The sequence below is a fragment of the Aquipuribacter sp. SD81 genome (genome assembly GCF_037153975.1).
GTDB lineage: Bacteria > Actinomycetota > Actinomycetes > Actinomycetales > JBBAYJ01 > Aquipuribacter.
The window spans coordinates 1-19,633 of sequence record NZ_JBBAYJ010000020.1 but is presented as its reverse complement, the minus strand read 5'-3'; the positions used below and the strand labels follow the sequence as shown (position 1 = coordinate 19,633).

General features: G+C 76.3%; 19 protein-coding genes and 1 tRNA gene. 15 read left to right on the top strand and 5 right to left on the bottom strand.

Translation table 11 applies throughout. The features are described from left to right. Positions 1-204: 204 nt before the first annotated feature. Entirely contained in the window at positions 205-2,457 is a 2,253-nt protein-coding gene (locus tag WAA21_RS12655; RefSeq protein ID WP_442893287.1) for a RelA/SpoT family protein, read from the top strand. Here WAA21_RS12655 and WAA21_RS12650 read toward each other — a convergent pair. The 3 genes from WAA21_RS12650 to WAA21_RS12640 form a co-directional block, all read right to left on the bottom strand. Continuing rightward, on the bottom strand, positions 2,412-3,038 hold the full coding sequence (locus tag WAA21_RS12650) for a hypothetical protein (protein WP_336923173.1): 627 nt from the start codon (positions 3,036-3,038) through the stop codon (positions 2,412-2,414). The genes WAA21_RS12655 and WAA21_RS12650 overlap by 46 nt on opposite strands. Before the next feature lie 88 nt (positions 3,039-3,126). Beyond that, positions 3,127-5,112, bottom strand: coding sequence for a DUF349 domain-containing protein (locus WAA21_RS12645; protein WP_336923172.1), 1,986 nt, complete (start codon positions 5,110-5,112; stop codon positions 3,127-3,129). Further along, positions 5,109-5,990 carry a peptidylprolyl isomerase gene (locus WAA21_RS12640; RefSeq protein ID WP_336923171.1) on the bottom strand — a complete coding sequence of 294 codons (882 nt, stop codon included), beginning with the start codon at positions 5,988-5,990 and terminating at the stop codon, positions 5,109-5,111. Before WAA21_RS12640 ends, WAA21_RS12645 begins: the two co-directional genes overlap by 4 nt. A gap of 93 nt (positions 5,991-6,083) precedes the next feature. Between WAA21_RS12640 and WAA21_RS12635 the strand changes: the two genes are divergently transcribed. Together WAA21_RS12635 and hisS are read left to right on the top strand one after the other, a co-directional pair. Further along, entirely contained in the window at positions 6,084-6,785 is a 702-nt protein-coding gene (locus tag WAA21_RS12635) for an MBL fold metallo-hydrolase (RefSeq protein WP_336923170.1), read from the top strand. Next, entirely contained in the window at positions 6,785-8,146 is a 1,362-nt protein-coding gene (gene hisS, locus WAA21_RS12630; RefSeq protein ID WP_336923169.1) for a histidine--tRNA ligase, read from the top strand. The genes WAA21_RS12635 and hisS overlap by 1 nt, the downstream gene beginning before the upstream one ends. Before the next feature lie 16 nt (positions 8,147-8,162). On the opposite strand, the gene WAA21_RS12625 is transcribed toward hisS, so the two are convergent. Both WAA21_RS12625 and WAA21_RS12620 read right to left on the bottom strand, forming a co-directional pair. Then, positions 8,163-8,573, bottom strand: coding sequence for an SRPBCC family protein (locus WAA21_RS12625; protein ID WP_336923168.1), 411 nt, complete (start codon positions 8,571-8,573; stop codon positions 8,163-8,165). Beyond that, on the bottom strand, positions 8,570-9,310 hold the full coding sequence (locus tag WAA21_RS12620; RefSeq protein ID WP_336923167.1) for a hypothetical protein: 741 nt from the start codon (positions 9,308-9,310) through the stop codon (positions 8,570-8,572). Before WAA21_RS12620 ends, WAA21_RS12625 begins: the two co-directional genes overlap by 4 nt. Before the next feature lie 31 nt (positions 9,311-9,341). On the opposite strand from WAA21_RS12620, the gene ald reads away from it, so the two are divergent. The 12 genes from ald (at position 9,342) to WAA21_RS12560 (ending at position 19,569) form a co-directional block, all read left to right on the top strand. Further along, positions 9,342-10,481, top strand: a complete 1,140-nt coding sequence (gene ald / locus WAA21_RS12615; protein ID WP_336923166.1) for an alanine dehydrogenase — start codon at positions 9,342-9,344, stop codon at positions 10,479-10,481. A 14-nt stretch (positions 10,482-10,495) separates the two neighbouring features. Then, entirely contained in the window at positions 10,496-11,542 is a 1,047-nt protein-coding gene (locus tag WAA21_RS12610; RefSeq protein WP_336923165.1) for a site-specific tyrosine recombinase XerD, read from the top strand. A 52-nt stretch (positions 11,543-11,594) separates the two neighbouring features. Beyond that, positions 11,595-12,485, top strand: a complete 891-nt coding sequence (locus tag WAA21_RS12605) for a ParA family protein (protein WP_442893283.1) — start codon at positions 11,595-11,597, stop codon at positions 12,483-12,485. 11 nt (positions 12,486-12,496) lie between these two features. After that, on the top strand, positions 12,497-13,327 hold the full coding sequence (locus WAA21_RS12600) for a segregation and condensation protein A (RefSeq protein WP_336923164.1): 831 nt from the start codon (positions 12,497-12,499) through the stop codon (positions 13,325-13,327). Next, on the top strand, positions 13,324-13,929 hold the full coding sequence (gene scpB / locus WAA21_RS12595; RefSeq protein ID WP_336923163.1) for an SMC-Scp complex subunit ScpB: 606 nt from the start codon (positions 13,324-13,326) through the stop codon (positions 13,927-13,929). Before WAA21_RS12600 ends, scpB begins: the two co-directional genes overlap by 4 nt. Beyond that, positions 13,926-14,774: a pseudouridine synthase gene (locus tag WAA21_RS12590; protein WP_442893282.1), complete on the top strand. Its 849-nt coding sequence runs from the start codon at positions 13,926-13,928 to the stop codon at positions 14,772-14,774. Before scpB ends, WAA21_RS12590 begins: the two co-directional genes overlap by 4 nt. Positions 14,775-14,811: 37 nt before the next feature. Continuing rightward, positions 14,812-15,174 carry a chorismate mutase gene (gene aroH / locus WAA21_RS12585; protein WP_336923162.1) on the top strand — a complete coding sequence of 121 codons (363 nt, stop codon included), beginning with the start codon at positions 14,812-14,814 and terminating at the stop codon, positions 15,172-15,174. Between the two features lie 104 nt (positions 15,175-15,278). Beyond that, a complete protein-coding gene (locus WAA21_RS12580) occupies positions 15,279-16,331 on the top strand; it encodes a prephenate dehydrogenase (protein WP_336923161.1) in 1,053 nt (350 codons plus the stop codon). A gap of 105 nt (positions 16,332-16,436) precedes the next feature. Beyond that, complete coding sequence (gene cmk, locus WAA21_RS12575; RefSeq protein ID WP_336923160.1) at positions 16,437-17,204, top strand: (d)CMP kinase; 768 nt, start codon at positions 16,437-16,439, stop codon at positions 17,202-17,204. Continuing rightward, positions 17,201-17,971, top strand: a complete 771-nt coding sequence (locus WAA21_RS12570; protein WP_336923159.1) for a lysophospholipid acyltransferase family protein — start codon at positions 17,201-17,203, stop codon at positions 17,969-17,971. The genes cmk and WAA21_RS12570 overlap by 4 nt, the downstream gene beginning before the upstream one ends. Then, entirely contained in the window at positions 17,968-19,449 is a 1,482-nt protein-coding gene (gene der / locus WAA21_RS12565) for a ribosome biogenesis GTPase Der (protein ID WP_336923158.1), read from the top strand. Before WAA21_RS12570 ends, der begins: the two co-directional genes overlap by 4 nt. Positions 19,450-19,492: 43 nt before the next feature. Continuing rightward, positions 19,493-19,569, top strand: a tRNA-Pro gene (locus WAA21_RS12560). The last annotated feature ends 64 nt before the right edge of the window (positions 19,570-19,633 follow it).

Sequence of the window (19,633 nt, the reverse complement as noted above, 5' to 3'; positions counted from 1 at the left end):
TCCGCGGACCCGCGGGCGGCCGGCCCGACCGGGGAGGTGCGTGTGACCGACGGCCCGACGACGGACGGCCCGCTCGCGCCCGGCGACGGCGGAGCAGGGGCCGGTGGCGCCCAGACCGCCGCCCCGGTCATCGCCGCGCCCACCTCCACCGCGGCGGCGGGGGCCGGCTCGGCGGTGCCCACCCCGGCAGGGTCCGGCCGGATCCTGTCCCGGTGGGCCCGGCGGGGGCTCTCACGGCCCCAGGTCAGCCCGATCCTCGAGCCGCTGCTCGTCACGGTGAGGGCGGCCGACCCCAAGGCCGACACGTCGCTGCTGGAGCGCGCGTACGTCGTCGCCGAGCGCGCGCACGACGGCCAGATGCGCAAGAGCGGCGACCCGTACATCACCCACCCGGTCGCCGTCGCGACCATCCTCGCCGAGCTGGGCATGCCCACGTCGACGCTCGCGGCGGCCCTGCTGCACGACACGGTCGAGGACACCGACTACTCCCTCGACGACCTGCGCGCCGACTTCGGTGACGAGGTCGCGGCCCTCGTCGACGGGGTGACGAAGCTCGACAAGGTCACGTACGGCGACGCCGCGCAGGCCGAGACCGTCCGGAAGATGGTCGTCGCGATGGCGCGCGACATCCGCGTGCTCGTCATCAAGCTCGCCGACCGCCTGCACAACGCCCGCACGTGGCGGTTCGTCTCGGCCGGCTCCGCGCAGCGCAAGGCCCGGGAGACCCTCGAGATCTTCGCGCCGCTCGCGCACCGCCTCGGCATGAACACGATCAAGTGGGAGCTCGAGGACCTGTCGTTCGCGACGCTCTACCCGAAGGTCTACGACGAGATCGTCCGTCTCGTGGCCGAGCGGGCGCCGGCGCGCGAGGAGTACCTCGTCAAGGTGCGCGAGCAGATCGCGACCGACCTGCGCTCGGCCAAGATCAAGGCGACCGTGACGGGCCGGCCGAAGCACTACTACTCGATCTACCAGAAGATGATCGTGCGCGGCCGCGACTTCGCCGACATCTACGACCTGGTCGCCGCACGTGTCCTCGTCGAGAACCTGCGCGACTGCTACGCCGTCCTCGGTGCGCTCCACGCGCGCTGGACCCCCGTGCCCGGGCGGTTCAAGGACTACATCGCGATGCCCAAGTTCAACATGTACCAGTCGCTGCACACGACCGTCATCGGTCCCGGCGGCAAGCCCGTCGAGGTGCAGATCCGCACCTTCGAGATGCACCGTCGCGCGGAGTACGGCGTCGCGGCGCACTGGAAGTACAAGGACACCGGCTCCGGCAGCCGCCCCGGCAAGGGCGCCCGGGCCAACGACCCGAGCGACATGGCGTGGCTGCGGCAGCTGCTGGACTGGCAGGCCGAGACCGGCGACCCCGAGGAGTTCCTCGAGGGGCTGCGCTTCGAGGTGGCGGCCCAGGAGGTGTTCGTCTTCACGCCGCGCGGTGACGTCATGTCGCTGCCGGCGGGCTCGACCCCGGTCGACTTCGCCTACGCCGTCCACACCGAGGTGGGGCACCGGTGCATGGGGGCGCGCGTCAACGGCCGGCTCGTGCCGCTGGAGAGCACGCTGCAGAACGGCGACGTCGTCGAGATCTTCACCTCGAAGGCGGCGGGCGCCGGACCGAGCCGCGACTGGGCGTCCTTCGTCGCCTCGCCCCGGGCACGGAACAAGATCCGGCAGTGGTTCTCCAAGGAGCGCCGCGAGGAGGCCATCGACGCGGGGCGCGACGCGATCGCGCGCGTGATGCGCAAGCAGAACCTGCCGGTGCAGCGGATGCTGTCGCACGAGACGCTCGTCGCGCTCGCGCAGGAGATGCGCTACCTCGACGTGTCCGCCCTGTACGCGGCCGTGGGGGAGGGGCACGTCAGCGCGCAGGCAGTCGTGCAGAAGCTCGTCGCCTCCCTCGGGGGTGCGGAGGGCACGGAGGAGGACCTCGCCGAGGTCACCACCCCGAGCCGGCGCGTCGCGCGGCCGCGCTTCAGCGAGTCCGGCGTCGTCGTCCGCGGCGCGGAGGACGTGTGGGTCAAGCTCGCACGCTGCTGCACGCCGGTTCCCGGCGACGACATCGTCGGCTTCGTCACCAAGGGCCAGGGTGTCTCGGTGCACCGCTCGGACTGCGGCAACGTCGCGGCGCTGGAGCGGGAGCCGGAGCGGCTGCTCGCCGTCGAGTGGGCTCCCACGTCGGCGAGCGTGTTCCTCGTGCAGATCCAGGTCGAGGCGCTGGACCGCAGCCGGCTGCTGTCGGACGTGACGCGCGTGCTGTCCGACGCGCACGTCAACATCCTGTCGGCCTCGGTCTCCACGTCCGACGAGCGGGTCGCGCTGTCGAAGTTCACCTTCGAGATGGGCGACACCCAGCACCTCGACCACGTGCTCAACGCCGTCCGCCGGGTCGAGGGCGTCTTCGACGTCTACCGCGTGACGAGCGGCGTGCAGCGCGAGGTCGCGGGCGACTGACCCAGGGCGTCCAGCCTCGCCAGGGCCGTCGTCCTGGACCGCGCCCCGGCCGCCCCGAGCAGCGCCGCCCGCACGGCGTCCAGGTCCACGACGCCTGCCCCAAGGAGGGCGCGGACGGCGGACTCGGCCGCCGGCGCGGGCTCCAGCCGCAGGCACTCGGCGGCGGTCGTGGCCGGCCGTGTCACGCCCACGCCCCCGACGTCGCACCAGTCGGCGGAGCCGCACCAGCGGGTCGGGAGCAGCCGCAGCCGGTCGGAGGCGGCGGCGGGCGCCTGGCTGGACAGCGGCCGGGCCGGGGCCGCGGCCGCCCGGACCCGGCGCGGCAGCAGGCCTCCGTCCCCCGTCCACACCCAGGCGGCGGCCAGGCGCAGCACCACGCCGGAGCGCAGGCCCGTCGCCCAGGCGAGGGCACGCGCACGCGGTGCGGCGCCCGCCCGGCCGTCCGCCCAGCCGGGGGCCGCGGCGGCGAGCACGCCGGGCAGCACCTCGACGAGCGGGGCGGGCGCGGCGAGCCCGTCGGCGAGCCCCCCGGAGACGAAGGGGGCGGGCGGGCAGCTGTCTCGGAGCCAGGGGACGTCCACCCGGGCACCGTGGCGGGCCGGCCTTGCCCGATGCCTCGCCCGTCGGGCCCCCCTGGGGACGGACGTGCGCCCGTCCCCAGGAGGCTCGTCAGCGGGACAGGTCGCTGAGGGAGCTGCGTGCCTGGTCCAGCCACGCCCGCTTGGTGTCACGCTCCTGTGCGGCGCGGGAGGCCGCCCGGCTGTCGCCGCGCGCCTCGGCGTCGCGCACCTTCGCCTCCAGCTCCGCCAGCTGGGCCTCGAGCTGGGTGACCATGCCGGAGCCGCGGGAGACGACCTCGCTGCTGCCCTTGCCCCACCGCGCGCTGTCCGCCTCGCGGACCTTCTCGATGACGGCGCGGAGCCGCCCCTCGATCCGCTCGAGGTCGCGCCGAGGGACCCGGCCCGCCTCGTCCCAGCGGTCCTGGATGCTCGCGAGCTGACGGCGCGCCTGCTCGAGGTCCTTGACCGGCAGCAGCCCCTCGGCCTCGGCGAGCAGCTGCTCCTTGACGGCGAGGTTCGCCCTGTACTCCTCGTCCTGCGCGGCGTTGGCCTCCGACCGGGCCGCGAAGAACACGTCCTGCGCCTTGCGGAAGCGCGCCCACAGCGCGTCGTCGTCCTTGCGGGACAGGCGGCCGGCGGCCTTCCACCGGTCCATGAGGGTGCGGAACTCGTCGCTGGCGGCCCGCCAGTCGGTCGAGGTCTGCAGCTCCTCCGCGCGGGCGATGATCGACTCCTTGCTCGACTTCGTGGCCGCGCGCTGCTCCCCGACCTGGGCGAAGTGCGCCCGGCGCAGGCGGTCGACGGCGGAGCGGGCGGCCGCGAAGCGCTTCCACAGCGGGTCCTCGGTCCGCTTGTCGAGCCGCGTCCCGGAGCGCTGCGCGGACTTCCACTCCTCCAGCAGCGCCGCCATGCGCTCGCCGGCGCTCTTGAAGTGCATCTGCTCGGCGGGCGTGGCCGCGATCTGCTCGGCCTCCGCGACGATGCGCTCGCGCTCGGCGAGGGCGGTCCGGCGCGCCGCCGCCCGCTCCGCCTCCTCGGCACGTGCGCGCTCCTCGACGAGCCCGCCGAGCCGCTCGACCTCCGCGCGCAGCGCCGGCAGGTCACCGACGACCTTCGCCTCGGTCGCGGCCTCGGAGAGCGCACCCAGCGACTGGCGGGCCTCCTTCGCCGGCACCGTGCCGTTGTCCAGGCGCTGGGACAGCAGGAGCACCTGCGCCGCGAGGTCCTCGTACTTGCGGACGTAGAAGGCGAGCGCCTCGTCGGCGGGCACGTCCGGGTACTGGCCGACCTCGCGCTCGGTGTCGCCGTCGCGGACGTGGACGGTGCCGTTCTCGTCGACGCGACCGAAGTCCGCCGCACCGACGGCGAGGGGCGGGACGGGCGCGACGACGGCTGGGGCGGGCTGCCCGCCCCCGGCCGGCGCGTGCCGGTGGGCGGCGAGGGCCGCCGGGCTCGGGTGGTGCTCGACCGCCGGCTCCTGCGCCCCGGGGGCCTGCTCCGCGGTGGGCTCGGCGGGCTGCTCCGCGGTGGGCTCGGCTGTGGGCGCGGTGGGCTCCGCGGTGGGCTCCGCGGTGGGCTCCCCGGTGGGCTCGGCGGCCTGCTGGGCGGACGGACCGGCCGCCGGCTCAGCGGGGTCCTCCGCGGGCGGCGTGGCCGTGGGCTCGGGCGTGGTCTCGGGAGCGACCTCCAGCTCGGCCGGCTGCTCGACGGCCGGCTCGGTCGCGGACGGCTCGGTCGCGGGCGGCTCGGTCGCGGGCGGCTCGGAGGCGGCCTCCTCGGAGGCCGTCCCACCGCTCGCGGCGGCGTCGACCGAGGTCTCGTCGGCAGGGGTCGCGTCGGTGCCCGTCTCGTCGGCCACCGGACCGGCGGCCGCGGCGTCCGCCGCGGCGGACTCCTCCGCCGTCCCGGGCTCGGCCGCGGCCGACTCGTCCGCGGCGTCGGCGCCCTCGGTGCCCGATGCGGTCGCGTCAGCCTCGTCGTGCGACCCCACGGCGCCCTGCGGCTCGACGGTGGGCTCCGCCGCCGCCGCTGCGCCGGCGCCGTCGACGGGCTCCGTCTCCGGCCCCTGGTCCGGGCGGGTGTCCTCGGTGCTCACGCTGACTCCTCCACGTCGATGCTCACGATGCCGATGCTGCGGGCCGGGGCGACCCCGTCGGGCGCGAGCCCACCCTCTGCGACCTGCTGGACGATGTCGAGCCCCTCGACCACCTGTCCCATGACGGTGTACCCGCCCGCGCCGTCGGACGGGATGACCGAGTCCTCGTACACGATGAAGAACTGGCTGCCCATGCTCTGCGGGTCGTTGCCGGCGCGGGCCATCGCGATGGTCCCGGCGGGGTACACGTCGTCGGCGGGCGCGTTCTCCACCGGGCCGTACCGGTAGCCCGGCCCGCCGGTGCCCGTCGCGGTGGGGTCGCCGCACTGCAGCACGAAGATGCCGCTGGTGGTGAGGCGGTGGCACGGCGTGCCGTCGTAGAAGCCCGCGCGGGCGAGCCCGACCGTGCTGCCGACCGCCTGCGGGGCGGCGTCGCCGTCGAGCTCGACGACGACGTCGCCGCACGTCGTCGTGATGGTCATGGTGACCGGCCCCTCGGCGGGCGGGGGCTGCTCGTCGACCTGCACCGGCTGCACCGGCCCGGGGCCGGGGGGGCACGGGTTGTCGGCGTCCTGCGACGCCGGGTCCTGCGTCGGCGCGGGCTCCGCCCCGCCCGTGGCGGGGTCCTGCGGCGCGGCCGTCCCCGCGGTCGGGTCCTCGGCGAAGGCCGTCGCGGGGTCGGCGGCGACCTCGTCACCGCCCGTGCCGGAGAGCGCGGTGGCGACGACGACGCCCACGACGGCGACCGCCGCGACGAGCACGGCCACCACGGCGTTGCGGCGGCGCGCACCGTGCCGCGACTGCTCCTTGTCGGCGATGCGCTGCTCGAACTTCTCCTGCCGGCGGCGTTCAGACTCCCGCTCGCGCTTCGACGACACTGCGACGTGGTCCTTCCCAGGCGTGCGGGGACGGGCCCGGTGCCCGTCCGCCCGCGGACAGGGACGACAGCATAGGCATCTAGGGTGGCGACCATGCTGGTACGCGCGGTGGAGGCCTCGGCCTTCGGCACCAACTGCTGGGTGCTGGCGAGCGGTCCCGGCGAGGAGTGCGTGGTCGTGGACCCCGGTTTCGGTGTGGTCCCGCGCCTGCGCGACGTGCTCACCGACGAGCGCCTGCGCCCGGCCGCCGTGCTCGTCACGCACGGGCACGCCGACCACGTCTGGTCGGTCACGCCCGTCTGCGGCGACGCGGGCTCGCCGGTCGCCGTGCACGTGCACCCCGACGACCGCTACCGCCTCACCGACCCGCTCGCGACGCTCGAGCCGCAGCTGCGCCACATGCTCGCCGCCCAGTTCGGCCCCGAGGACCGCTGGCAGGTCCCCGAGCGGGTCGTCGACCTGCCCGGCGCCGCCGAGCCCGTCACGGTGTCCGTCGCGGGCCTCGACCTGACGGTGCACCACACGCCCGGCCACACCGAGGGGTCGACCGTCTTCGCCACGGGCGGGACGGAGCCGCTGCTGCTGAGCGGCGACCTGCTGTTCGCGGGCAGCATCGGTCGCACCGACCTGCCCGGCGGCGACCAGGCCGCCATGACGCGGTCGCTGCGCGACGTCCTGCCCCGCTTCGGCGACGACGTCACCGTCCTGCCCGGCCACGGGCCGACCACGACCATGGCCGCCGAGCGGGCCGGCAACCCGTTCCTGCGGGCGCTCGCCGCGGGCCGGGCGCTCTGATGGCGCGCATCGCGCCGCTGTCGGGCTTCCCCGAGTGGCTGCCCGCCGAGCGGGCCGTCGAGGTCCACGTCGTCGACACGCTGCGCCGCGTGTTCGAGCTGCACGGCTTCGCGGGCATCGAGACCCGCTCGGTCGAGCCGCTGTCGCAGATGCTGCGCAAGGGCGAGATCGACAAGGAGGTCTACGTCGTCCGGCGCCTGCACGCCGACGAGCCGGGGGACGCCGGCGCGCCCGACGACGACACCCTCGGGCTGCACTTCGACCTCACCGTCCCCCTCGCGCGCTACGTGCTGCAGAACGGCGGGCACCTCACGTTCCCGTTCAAGCGCTACCAGATCCAGCGGTCCTGGCGCGGTGAGCGGCCGCAGGACGGCCGGTTCCGGGAGTTCGTGCAAGCCGACGTCGACGTCGTCGGGCGCGACACGCTCCCGCGCCACCACGAGGTCGACGTGCCGCTCGTCATGGTCGAGGCGCTGCGGGCGCTCGACGTCGGTGAGGTCCGCATGCGCGTCAACGACCGCCGGGTCGCCGAGGGGCTCGTGCGCGGCCTCGGGCTCGACGACGTCGGCGCCGTCCTCGCCGCGGTCGACAAGCTCGCGAAGATCGGTCCGGACGCGGTCGGGGCGCTGCTGCGCGAGCGGGCGGGCGCGAGCGGCGCCCAGGCCGACGCGGTGCTCGACATGGCCTCGCTCACCGGTCGCGACGCCGCCGGCGCCGTGGGAGCGCTCGCGGCCCGCCACGGCGCCACCTCCGACGACCTGGCCGGCGCCGTGGCGGACCTGCAGCGGCTGCTCGACGCGGCCGAGGACGTCGCCCCCGGCGCGGTCGTCGCGGACCTGTCGGTCGTGCGGGGCCTCGACTACTACACGGGCAGCGTCTACGAGACCGAGCTGGTGGGGCAGGAGGACCTCGGGTCGGTCTGCTCCGGCGGGCGCTACGACGACCTCGCGAGCGACGGGGCCACGCGCCACCCCGGGGTCGGCCTCAGCATCGGCGTGAGCCGGCTCGTGTCGCGGCTGCTGCGCGACGACGTGGTGCGCGCCACCCGCCCGGTGCCGACGGCGGTGGTCGTCGCCGTGACCGACGAGGCGACGCGCTCGCGCTCGGACGCGGTGGCACGGGCGCTGCGGGCGCGCGGTGTGAGCGCGGACACGGCCCCGACCGCGGCGAAGTTCGGCCGCCAGATCCGCCACGCCGACCGGCTCGGCGTGCCCTTCGTGTGGTTCCCCGGCGAGGACGGCGCGCCGGACCAGGTCAAGGACATCCGCTCCGGCGACCAGGTGGAGGCCGACGCGGCGACGTGGGCGCCGCCTCCGGACGACGCGCGTCAGCGCGTCGTGCGCACCGACCGAGCCGGCTGAGACGGCGCAGCCGACCTCAGCCGGTCCCGGGGACCAGCAGGTCCGCGAGCCGGGCGAGGTCGGCCCGCACCGCCGCCTCGTCGGCGGCCGCGGCGGCGTCGTCCTGCCCGGGGGAGCGGCGGTAGGTGAACACCACCTCGCTGCCCGCAGGGTGCGGCAGGACGCGCAGGGGGTTGAGCACCGACGTGCCGTCGGGCAGCACGACGGTGTGGTCGAGCACCCCGAACCGGTTCTCCGGCGCGAAGCGCACCCGCACGTCGCCCAGGGGGGACGCGCACAGCCACCAGCCGTCCCGGCCCTCCCGCACGCCGCTCGCCAGCCCCGCCGCCCAGCGCGGCAGGTTCGCCGGCTGCACCGCGAACCGGTAGACCGCCTCGGGGGAGCGGGCGACGACGTGGGCGAGGTGCAGCGACTGCTCCCCGCTCACGCGCGACCTCCCACGGCGCGGGCGTCGGACGCGCCGGCGTCACCGGGCGCCCGCACGCCCGCCGAGGCGAGCTCGAGGCGGGCCAGCGCGCGGACCACGGCCGGGTCCCCGCGCCGCCACGCGCCCACCGGGTCCGGCGACACCGCGGCTAGCGCCGGCAGGGGCTGCGTCGCGAGCGCGCGGATGGCGAACAGGTCGGGGTCGGCGCCGGCCGCGAGCATCGCGTGCGCCGCTCCCGCGCGCCTGGCCGCCCGCAGCCGCACCGGCAGCCACAGCAGGAGCACGACCGCGACCGGGGTGAGGGGCACGAGCACCGCCAGGGCGAGCGCGAGGTCGCCGACGAGGTCCGCGAGGCGCAGCGCCTGCTCCGCGACGCCCGCCACCGCCCCCGCGGCCCCGTCCAGCGGCGCCTGCACCTCCCCGCCGACCAGCGGCAGACGGCCGACCGCCTCACCGCCGCGCTCCAGCTGCTCGGCGGCGTCGGCGGCGCTGCCGGCCACCGAGCGGGTCGGCGCCACGAGGGAGGAGACCGCCCCGTGCACGGCGACGCCCACCGCGACCCACGCGAGGCACCAGCACGCGACGAGCACGTCGGCGACCACCTGCCGGGCGCGCACCGCCGGCACGTCGGCGTACCAGCGGAGCCGCGGCCCGCCAGCGGCGGGCTGCCGGGCGCCTGACCCCGACGGCCCCGCACCCGGCGTGGCCTGCGACACGGTCCTGCTGACCTCCTCCACCAGGCCCACGCTACGGCCCTACAGTGCGCTCGTGACTGCTTCCGCGAGCCCCGCCACCGTCGTCGGGGTCCCCTCCGAGGTGAAGAACCACGAGTACCGCGTCGCCCTCACGCCCTCGGGCGTCCACGAGCTCCGCAGCCACGGCCACGAGGTGCTCGTCCAGGCCGGCGCCGGGCTCGGGTCCTCCCTCACGGACGACGACTACCGCGCCGAGGGCGCGACGATCGTCGAGGACGCCGACGAGGTGTGGGGCCGCGCCGACCTCGTCCTCAAGGTCAAGGAGCCGGTCGAGGAGGAGTACCACCGCCTGCGCAAGGACCTCGTCCTCTTCACCTACCTCCACCTCGCCGCCGACCGGCGCCTCACCGAGGAGCTCGTCGCCAAGGAGGTGACGGCCATCGCGTACGAGACGGTGCAGACCGCCGACCGGGCGCTGCCGCTGCTGTACCCGATGAGCGAGGTCGCGGGCCGGCTCGCCCCGATGGTCGGCGCCCACACCCTCATGCGCGCCTCCGGCGGGCGCGGCGTGCTCATGGGCGGGGTCTCCGGCACGTACGCGGCGAAGGTCGTCGTCGTCGGGGCCGGCGTCGCCGGGCTCAACGCGACCGCGACGGCCGTCGGCATGCAGGCGGAGGTCGTGCTCATGGACCGCGACGTGTCGCGGCTGCGGGCCGCCGACCGGATCTACCAGGGCCGGGTGCAGACCGTCGCCTCGAACACCCTCGAGCTCGAGCGGGCCGTCCTGTCCGCCGACCTCGTCATCGGGGCCGTCCTCGTGCCGGGCGCGAAGGCGCCGAAGCTCGTGAGCAACGAGCTCGTCTCGCGCATGCGCCCCGGCAGCGTCCTCGTCGACATCTCCGTCGACCAGGGCGGCTGCTTCGAGGACACGCGCCCCACCACCCACGCCGACCCCACGTTCCCCGTCCACGACTCCGTCTTCTACTGCGTGGCGAACATGCCGGGCGCGGTGCCGAACACGTCGACGTACGCGCTGACCAACGTCACGCTGCCGTACGCCTCGGCGCTGGCCACCACCGGCTGGCGGGAGGCCCTGCGCGCCGACCCCGCGCTCGCCCTCGGCCTCAACACGCACGCGGGCGCGGTCGTCAACGAGCCGGTCGCGACGGCGCACGGCATGGAGCACACCGAGCTCGCCGCCGTCCTGGGCTGAGGCGGGCCCGAGCCGTGGACGCGACGACGACGACCTCCCGCCCGGGCGGTGCCGTCGTCGCGCCCCGCGACGCCCGCAGCACCGGCGAGAGCGCGGGCCCCGGCCCCGGCCCGGCCGACGGGCTCGGACGCGACCCGCTCGCCTCGGCCGCGCGGGGCTGGCTGGACCACCTCGCGGTCGAGCGCGGCGTGGCGGCCAACACGCTCGCGGCCTACCGCCGCGACCTGCGTCGCTGGGTGGAGCACCTGCGGGCCGTCGGGCGCGGCGGGGCGGCGGAGGCGACCGAGCAGGACGTGTCGGCCTTCGTCGTCGCCCTGCGGACCGACGAGGGGCTGTCCGCCGCGAGCACCGCCCGGGCGCTGGCCGCCGTCCGTGGTCTGCACCGCTTCCTGCTCGCCGAGGGGCAGGTGGCGCTCGACGTCACCCGTGAGGTGCGCGCGCCCAGCCTGCCGCGCCGCCTGCCCAAGGCCATCGGCGTCGACGCGGTCCTGCGCCTGCTCCAGGCCCCGGACACCACCACGCCGCTCGGGCTGCGCGACCGCGCGCTGCTGGAGCTGCTGTACGCGACGGGGGCACGGATCTCCGAGCTCGTGCGCCTCGACGTCGACGACGTCGTCGGCTCCGACGGCGAGGTGGTGACGGTCGTGCGCCTCGTGGGCAAGGGCGGCAAGCACCGGGCGGTCCCCGTCGGCAGCCACGCCCGCGCGGCGCTGGAGGCCTACCTCGTCCGCGGCCGGGCGGCCCTCGGCGGCGACGGTGCCGACGGCGCCCGGGCCCTGCTGCGCAACAGCCGCGGCGGGCGTCTGAGCCGGCAGTCGGCGTGGGCGGTGCTGCAGCGGGCCGCGGCCGTCGCCGGGCTGCCGGAGCCGGGCGGGCCGCCCGTCGGGCCGCACCTGCTGCGCCACTCCTTCGCCACGCACCTCATCGAGGCGGGCGCGGACGTCCGCGTCGTGCAGGAGCTGCTCGGGCACGCCTCCGTCGCGACCACGCAGGTGTACACGCACGTGTCGGTCGACGCTCTGCGTGAGGTGTATGCCACCAGCCACCCCCGGGCGCGCTGAAGGACGGCGTGGGGGTGCACGGGCGCAGCTCGCGCGCGACTAGGGTCGGCGCGTGAGCATCGCGAGCGACGGCAGGCCGGAGGAGGCCCCCGTGGACTACGACGGCCTGGGCCCCACCGGTCGCCCCGTGCCCGACTTCGGGGTGCCGCCGGTGCTCGGCTCGCACGGCCCCGCGCGCGTCATCGCCCTGTGCAACCAGAAGGGCGGCGTCGGCAAGACGACGACGACCATGAACCTCGGCGCGGCCCTCGCGGAGTACGGGCGCCGCGTGCTGCTCGTGGACTTCGACCCGCAGGGCGCGCTGTCGGCCAACCTCGGCGTCCGCCCGGAGGAGGGCGAGCCGTCGCTGTACCAGCTGCTCGTCGACCGCGACCTCGACGTCCGCACGGTCGTGCGCGGCACCTCGATCGAGGGGATCGACGTGCTGCCCACCGACATCCACCTGTCGGCGGCCGAGGTGCACCTCGTCTCCGAGGTCGCCCGGGAGATGGTCCTCAAGCGGCTGCTGCGGCCGCTGCTCGACGACTACGACGTCGTGCTCATCGACTGCCAGCCCTCGCTCGGCCTGCTCGCCGTCAACGCCCTCACGGCCGCCCACGGCGTGCTCATCCCCGTGGAGTGCGAGTACTTCGCGCTGCGGGGGGTCGCGCTGCTGCAGCAGACCATCGAGAAGGTCACCGACCGGCTCAACTACGGCCTGGAGATCGACGGGGTGCTCCCGACGATGTACGACTCGCGGACGCTCCACAGCCGCGAGGTCGTCGCCCGTCTCGTCGACGTCTTCGGCGACAAGGTCTTCCACACCGTCATCTCGCGCACCGTCAAGTTCCCGGACTCCTCCGCCGCGTCGCAGCCCATGACGACGTACGCCCCCACGCACCCCGGCACCCAGGCCTACCGCCAGCTGGCGCGCGAGCTGGTCGCTCGCGGGCTCGTCGCCTGAGGACCGCGCGCGTGCCCGGCAACCCGGCGGGCGCACCGGAGGAGCCCGTCAGCGGCTTCGAGGTGCACCTCGACGTCTTCACCGGGCCGTTCGACCTCCTGCTCGGCCTCATCGCCAAGCACCGGCTCGACGTCACCGAGGTCGCGCTCGCCCGGGTGACCGACGAGTTCGTCGCGCACATCCGCGGGCTGGAGGACTGGAGCCTCGACGAGGCCAGCGGCTTCGTGCTCGTCGCCGCCACGCTGCTCGACCTCAAGGCCGCCAGGCTGCTGCCGGGCGCGGTGGTGGAGGACGAGCAGGACCTCGCGCTGCTCGAGGCCCGCGACCTGCTGTTCGCGCGCCTGCTGCAGTACCGGGCCTTCCGCACCGCGGCCGCCGACCTCGGGGCGCGCCTGGCCGAGCAGTCCGGGCGGCACCCGCGCCGTCGCGGCGACGACCCGCTCGCCGCGGACCTGCTGCCGGAGCTCGTGTGGACGATGGAGGCGGGCGCCTTCGCGCGCCTGGCCGCCGAGGCGCTGCGGCCCAGACCGGTCCCCACGGTCGGGCTGGACCACCTCCACGCGCCCGAGGTGTCGGTGGCGGAGCAGCGCGCGCACTTGCTGCGGCGGCTCGCGGCCGGGGCCTCGACGTCCTTCCGCGTGCTCGTGGCCGACGCCGGGTCGCGCGCCGTGGTCGTGGCACGCTTCCTCGCGGTCCTCGAGCTGTACCGCGAGGAGCAGGTGGCGCTGGAGCAGGCGGGCCCGCTCGCAGAGCTCTCGGTGCGCCTGCTGCGCCCGGGTCCGGGCCGTGACGGGGACGCGGTGGCGACCGGCGACCGCGCCGAGGGAGGGAGCACCGGATGAGCCTGCAGGAGGGCCTCGACGTCGACGCGCTGCCCGGCGGTGCGCGCGCCGCGGTGGAGGCGGTCGTCATGGTGGCCGACGAGCCCGTGCCGCCGCTCGTGCTCGCGGCGGCGCTGGCGCTGCCGCTGGAGCGCGTCGAGCAGCTGCTCACCGACCTGGCGGCGGAGTACGACGAGGACGGTCGCGGCTTCGAGCTGCGCCGCTCGGGCGCGGGCTGGCGCGTGTACTCCCGCCAGGTCTTCGCGCCCGTGGTCGAGCGCTTCGTGAGCGACGGCGCGACGGCCCGGCTGTCGCGCGCCGCGCTGGAGACCCTCGCGATCATCGCCTACCGGCAGCCCGTCGCGCGGGCGACGGTCTCGAGCATCCGCGGCGTGAGCGCCGACGCGACCATCCGCACGCTCGTGCAGCGCGGGCTGGTCGCCGAGGCGTCGGGGGAGGGGCCGGGAGGTGCGATCCTCTACGTGACGACCGACGAGCTGTGCGAGCGGCTGGGCCTCACCTCCCTCGACGAGCTGCCGCCGCTCGCGCCCTACCTGCCGGAGACCGACGTGATCGACGAGATCGAGGGACGCGACCGCGTCCGCCCGGGGGCGGCGCCGTGAGCCCCACGAGCCGCCGCGGCGGCCGCGGCAAGCCGCGCACGAGCCGCCCCGGCGCCGCCGACCGAGCGCGCCTGCGCCGCGACGGCGCCCCGCCGCCCGGCTCGGGCGCGGAGGTCCACGACCCCACCGGAGAGCGGCTGCAGAAGGTCCTCGCGCAGGCCGGCGTGGCCTCGCGCCGTCGCGCGGAGCAGCTCATCGCCCTCGGGCGGGTCACCGTGGACGGCGCCGTCGTCACCGAGCTCGGCACCCGCGTGGGGCCCGGTGCCGTGGTGCACGTCGACGGCATGCGGATCCAGACCGACGACACGAAGGTCTACCTCGCCGTCAACAAGCCGGTCGGCATGGTGTCGACCATGGCCGACGAGCAGGGTCGGCCCTGCCTCGGCGACCTCGTCGCCGACCGCGAGGACCGGCTGTTCCACGTCGGCCGTCTCGACGTGGAGTCCGAGGGCCTGCTGCTGCTCACGAACGACGGCGACCTCGCGCACCGCCTGCAGCACCCGAGCCACGGCGTGCCCAAGTGGTACCTCGCCGAGGTGCCGGGGCCGCTGCAGCGCGACGTCGGGCGCCGGCTCAAGGAGGGCATCGAGCTGGAGGACGGCCCGGTCGCCGTCGACTCCTTCGCCGTGGTCGACTCCGCGCCCGGCAAGGCGCTGCTCGAGGTCGTCATCCACGAGGGCCGCAAGCACGTGGTGCGCCGCATGCTCGAGGCCGTCGGGCACCCCGTCGAGCGGCTCGTGCGCACGCGCATCGGCCCCGTTCGCCTCGGCGAGCTCCGGCCGGGGCGGACCCGCACCCTCAGCGAGGCGGAGGTGGCGGGCCTGTTCCGCGACGTGGGCCTGTGACGACGCGCCGGGGCGGTGCCCCGGTAGCGTCGTGACCGTGGCGGTGCGTGCGGTGCGGGGGGCGGTGCAGCTCGACGTCGACGAGCGTGAGCACCTGCTCGCCTCCACCCGCGAGCTCGTCGCGGCCGTCATGACGGCGAACGGGCTCACCCCGGACGACCTCATCAGCGTCCTGTTCACGTGCACCCCGGACCTGGTGAGCGAGTTCCCGGCCGTCGCCGCGCGCGAGACGGGCCTGGGGTCGGTGCCGCTGCTGTGCGCGGTGGAGGTCGACGTGCCCGGGGCCATGCCGCGGGTGGTGCGGCTGCTCGCGCACGTGGACACCGATCGGCCCCGCGAGCAGGTCCAGCACGTGTACCTGCGCGGTGCGGTCGCGCTGCGGCGCGACATCGCGCAGTGAGCGACCCCGCGACGGCTGCGGCGACCGGTGCGACCGGCGCGACCGGCGCGGCCGGCGACGGGCACCGGTCCGGACACGGCGGGCCAGGACCCCTCGGTGGCCCCGTGCACGTCGTCGGCGCGGGGCTGGTGGGCGCGAGCATCGGCCTCGCGCTCACCTCGGCCGGCGGCGAGGTCGTGCTGCACGACGCGTCGCCCACCGTGGCCACGCTGGCCGCCGACCTGGGCGCGGGTCGCCTGCCCGGCCCCGACGAGCCCGAGCCGGTCCTCGTCGTCGTGGCCGCGCCGCCCGACGTCACCTCCGACCTCGTCGCCGCCGCCCTGCGACGGCACCCCGGGGCCGCGGTGACCGACGTCGCGAGCACCAAGGCGCAGGTCGTCACGGGTGTCGCCGAGGCCGCGGGGCCGGACGCGGACCGCTATGTCGGCGGGCACCCCATGGCAGGACGCGAGCGGCACGGACCGATGGCCGCACGCGGCGACCTGTTCGTCGGACGGCCGTGGGTGCTCACGCCGCTGCCCACCACGTCCCCCGCGTCGACCGCGCTCGTGCGCGAGCTCGCCACCCGGCTCGGCGCCGCGGTCGTCGAGCTCGACCCGACCGCGCACGACGAGGCGGTCGCGCTCGTGTCCCACCTGCCGCAGGTCGCGGCGAGCCTCGTCGCGGCCCGGCTCGTGGGCGCGCCGGGCCCGGCCGTCGGCCTGGCGGGACAGGGCCTGCGCGACGTCACCCGCATCGCGGCGAGCGACCCCGTGCTGTGGGCGCAGATCCTCGCCGGGAACGCCGGCCCGCTCGCGCACCACCTGCGGCTGCTGCGCGACGACCTCGACGCCGCGCTCGCCGCGCTGGAGACCGGCTCGCTCGGCGGCCTCGCCCGCCTGGTCGCGGACGGCAACGCCGGGCACGCCGTGGTGCCGGGCAAGCACGGCTCCGTGCCCGCCGCCTACGTGACCGTCCCGGTCCTCATCCCCGACCGGCCCGGGTCGCTGGCCGCGCTCATCGGCGCCATCGGCGAGATCGGCGTCAACGTCGAGGACCTGCGCATCGAGCACAGCCCGGGCCGGCAGGTGGGCGTCGTGGAGGTGACGGTCGTGCCCGCGGCACGCGACGGCCTCGTCGAGGCCCTCCGCGGCCGCGGATGGTCGGTGCCGGACTGAGTCGCGGGTAGCCTGGAGGGTCGCCGCGCCGTCCGCGCGAGCCCACCGCGCCCGCCGTGACGTCCGGCGACGCGCAGACCGCCCCCGAGGCCCCCGAGGAGACCCGTGCCCGCTGCCCCCCGTCGTGTGCTCGTCGCGGTCGACGGACCGTCGGGGTCGGGCAAGTCCAGCGTGTCCCGCGAGGTCGCCCGCCGCGCCTCGCTGTCGTACCTCGACACCGGCGCCATGTACCGGGCGGCGTGCTGGGCGGCGCTGCGCGACGGGGTCGACGTCGGCGACCCGGAGGCGGCGGCGGTCGTCGCGCGGGCCGTGACGGTCGACCTCAGCACGGACCCCGACCTCGAGCGCGTCGTCGTCGACGGCGACGACGTCACCGACGGCCCGGACGGCATCCGGGGTGAGCGCGTGACCGGGGCGGTGTCGGCCTTCGCCGCGCACCCCGCGGTGCGCGAGGAGCTGCGCGGCCGCCAGCGGCAGGTGATGGACAGCGCGCCGACCGGCTGCATCGCGGAGGGTCGCGACATCACGACCGTCGTCGCCCCCGACGCCGACGTCCGCGTGCTGCTCACCGCCGACGCCGACGCGCGCGTGGCCCGGCGGACCGCGCAGCTGTCGGCCGTCGCGCCCACCTCCGCCGGCGGATCGGCCGAGGGACCGGCCGGCGGCTCCGCCGGGGTCCGTGCGGGGGTCGTCGAGCGCGACGAGGCCGACAGCCGTGTGACGTCGTTCCTCACCGCCGCCGACGGCGTCCACACCGTCGACTCGTCCGCGCTCAGCTACGAGGAGACCGTGACGGCCGTCCTCGACCTCGTGCGGCGCGCGCAGGGCCTTGACGGCGCCCCGCGCGGCGGCGACCCGGGACCGGGGGCGTGAGCGCCCCGGCCGGCCCCGCGGCGCCCGCGGCCACGGGGCGCGGGTGGGGTCGGGTCGTCGGCTGGGTCGTCGCCCACGTGCTGTGGCGCACCCGGGCCGTCGGCCTCGACCGCTACGCGAGCGGTCCCGCGCTCCTCGCCGTCAACCACGTGAGCGTGCTCGACGGCCCGCTCGTGTACTCCGCCAACCGCCGCACGGTGCACTTCCTCGTCAAGAAGGAGATGTTCCGGGGTCTATGGGGGTGGGCGCTGCGGCAGGTCGGCCAGATCCCCGTCGACCGCGCCGGCAGCGACCGGGCCGCCCTGCAGTCCGCGCTCGCGGTGCTGCGCGACGGCGGTGTCGCCGGCATCTTCCCCGAGGGCTCGCGCGGGCGCGGAGACGTCGCCGCCGTCCGCACCGGCATCGCGTGGCTCGCGCTGCAGTCCGGCGCGCCGGTGGTGCCGGTCGCGGTGCTCGGCACCCGCCGCACCGGTGAGCGGACCGGCGGGCTGCCGCCGTTCCGGCGCCGGCTGCACGTGGTGGCCGGGGAGCCGTTCACGCTGTCTCGCGCCGCCGGGGTGCCCGGCAAGCAGGCCCTCGCCGGGGCCGCGGAGGAGGTGCGGGTCCGGCTCGGCGCGCACGTCGTCGCCGCAGCCGCGGCGACGGGGGAGCGGCTGCCGGACGACGAGGGCCGTGACCCGGTGACCGGCGCCCCCGCGGCTACGACCGACCCCATCCCGCCCGACCCGACGACGACGACCCCCGAGGGACAGGAGCAGGCGCCATGAGCGACACCCGGCCCACCCGGCCCGGCCCGAACGGCGACGGCATCCCCGACACCGACGCCGAGCGCGTGCTGCGCAGCCAGCTCGCCGACTACGACCTCGACGAGGCCGACCTCGCCGTCCTGGAGGGCGCGGGCGGCGACGACCTCGACGACCTCGACGTCGCGCGACCCGTCGTCGCGGTCGTCGGGCGGCCCAACGTCGGCAAGTCGACCCTCGTCAACCGGGTGCTCGGCCGTCGCGAGGCGGTCGTGCAGGACGTCCCGGGCGTCACGCGGGACCGCGTCAGCTACCCCGTGGAGTGGGCCGGCCGGGCGTTCACCCTCGTCGACACCGGCGGCTGGGACGCGCGCGTGCAGGGCCTCGCGGCCGCGGTCGCCGAGCAGGCCGAGGTCGCGGTCGAGCTCGCCGACGCCGTCGTCTTCGTCGTCGACGGCACCGTCGGCGCCACCGCCGTCGACGAGGCCGTCGTCCGCATGCTGCGGCGCTCGGGCAAGCCCGTCGTGCTCGTCGCCAACAAGGTCGACGACGCCCGCGGCGAGGCCGACGCCGCCGCGCTGTGGTCGCTGGGCCTCGGCGAGCCGTACCCGGTCTCCGCCCTGCACGGGCGCGGCAGCGGCGACATGCTCGACGCGGTGCTCCGCGTGCTGCCCGAGCAGAGCGCGGTCGGGCGTCCCGACGCGCCCGGCGTGCGCCGCGTCGCCCTCGTCGGCCGCCCGAACGTCGGCAAGTCGAGCCTGCTCAACGCCGTCGTCGGCAGCGAGCGGGTCGTCGTCGACGACGTCGCCGGCACCACGCGCGACCCCGTCGACGAGCTCGTCGAGCTGCGCGGGCGCACGTGGCGCTTCGTCGACACCGCGGGCATCCGCCGCAAGCACCGCGCGAGCGAGGGCGCGGACTTCTACGCCGGGCTGCGCACCCAGGCGGCGCTCGAGCGCTCGGAGGTCGCGGTCGTGCTCCTCGACGCCTCGCAGGTCCTCACCGAGCAGGACGTGCGCGTCGTGCAGAACGCCGTCGACGCGGGGCGCGCCGTCGTCCTCGCCGTCAACAAGTGGGACCTCGTCGACGAGGAGCGTCGCCGCTACCTGGAGCGGGAGCTCGAGCTCGAGCTCGTGCAGGTGCCGTGGGCACCGCGGGTCAACGTGTCGGCCCTCACCGGGCGCCACCTCGACCGGCTCGTCCCGGCGATGGACACGGCGCTGGAGTCGTGGGAGACCCGCGTGCCGACCGGGCGGCTCAACGCGCTCGTGGCCGAGATCGTCGCCGCGCACCCGCACCCGGTCCGCGGCGGCAAGCAGCCGCGCATCCTCTACGCGACGCAGGCGGGGGTCCGTCCGCCCACGTTCGTGCTCTTCACGACGGGCTTCCTCGAGGCCGGCTACCGCCGCTTCGTCGAGCGCCGGCTGCGGGAGACGTTCGGCTTCGAGGGCACCCCGATCGAGGTCAACGTGCGGGCCCGGGAGCGTCGGAAGCAGCGCTGAGCCTGCGCTACGCTTCACCACGGCGGCTCCGCGAGGGGCCGACCGGGACGTGGCGCAGCTTGGTAGCGCACTTGACTGGGGGTCAAGGGGTCGTGGGTTCAAATCCCGCCGTCCCGACCAGTGTGATGTCTCAGGACATCGCGGACGGCCGGACCCACATTCTGTGGGTTCGGCCGTTCGTCGT

Bases quoted from the DNA above. Each gene is read 5' to 3' on its own strand.
- scpB (WP_336923163.1), top strand. From the start codon at position 13,324: ATGAGCCTGCAGGAGGGCCTCGACGTCGACGCGCTGCCCGGCGGTGCG.
- hisS (WP_336923169.1), top strand. From the start codon at position 6,785: ATGGCGCGCATCGCGCCGCTGTCGGGCTTCCCCGAGTGGCTGCCCGCC.
- WAA21_RS12635 (WP_336923170.1), top strand. From the start codon at position 6,084: ATGCTGGTACGCGCGGTGGAGGCCTCGGCCTTCGGCACCAACTGCTGG.
- der (WP_336923158.1), top strand. From the start codon at position 17,968: ATGAGCGACACCCGGCCCACCCGGCCCGGCCCGAACGGCGACGGCATC.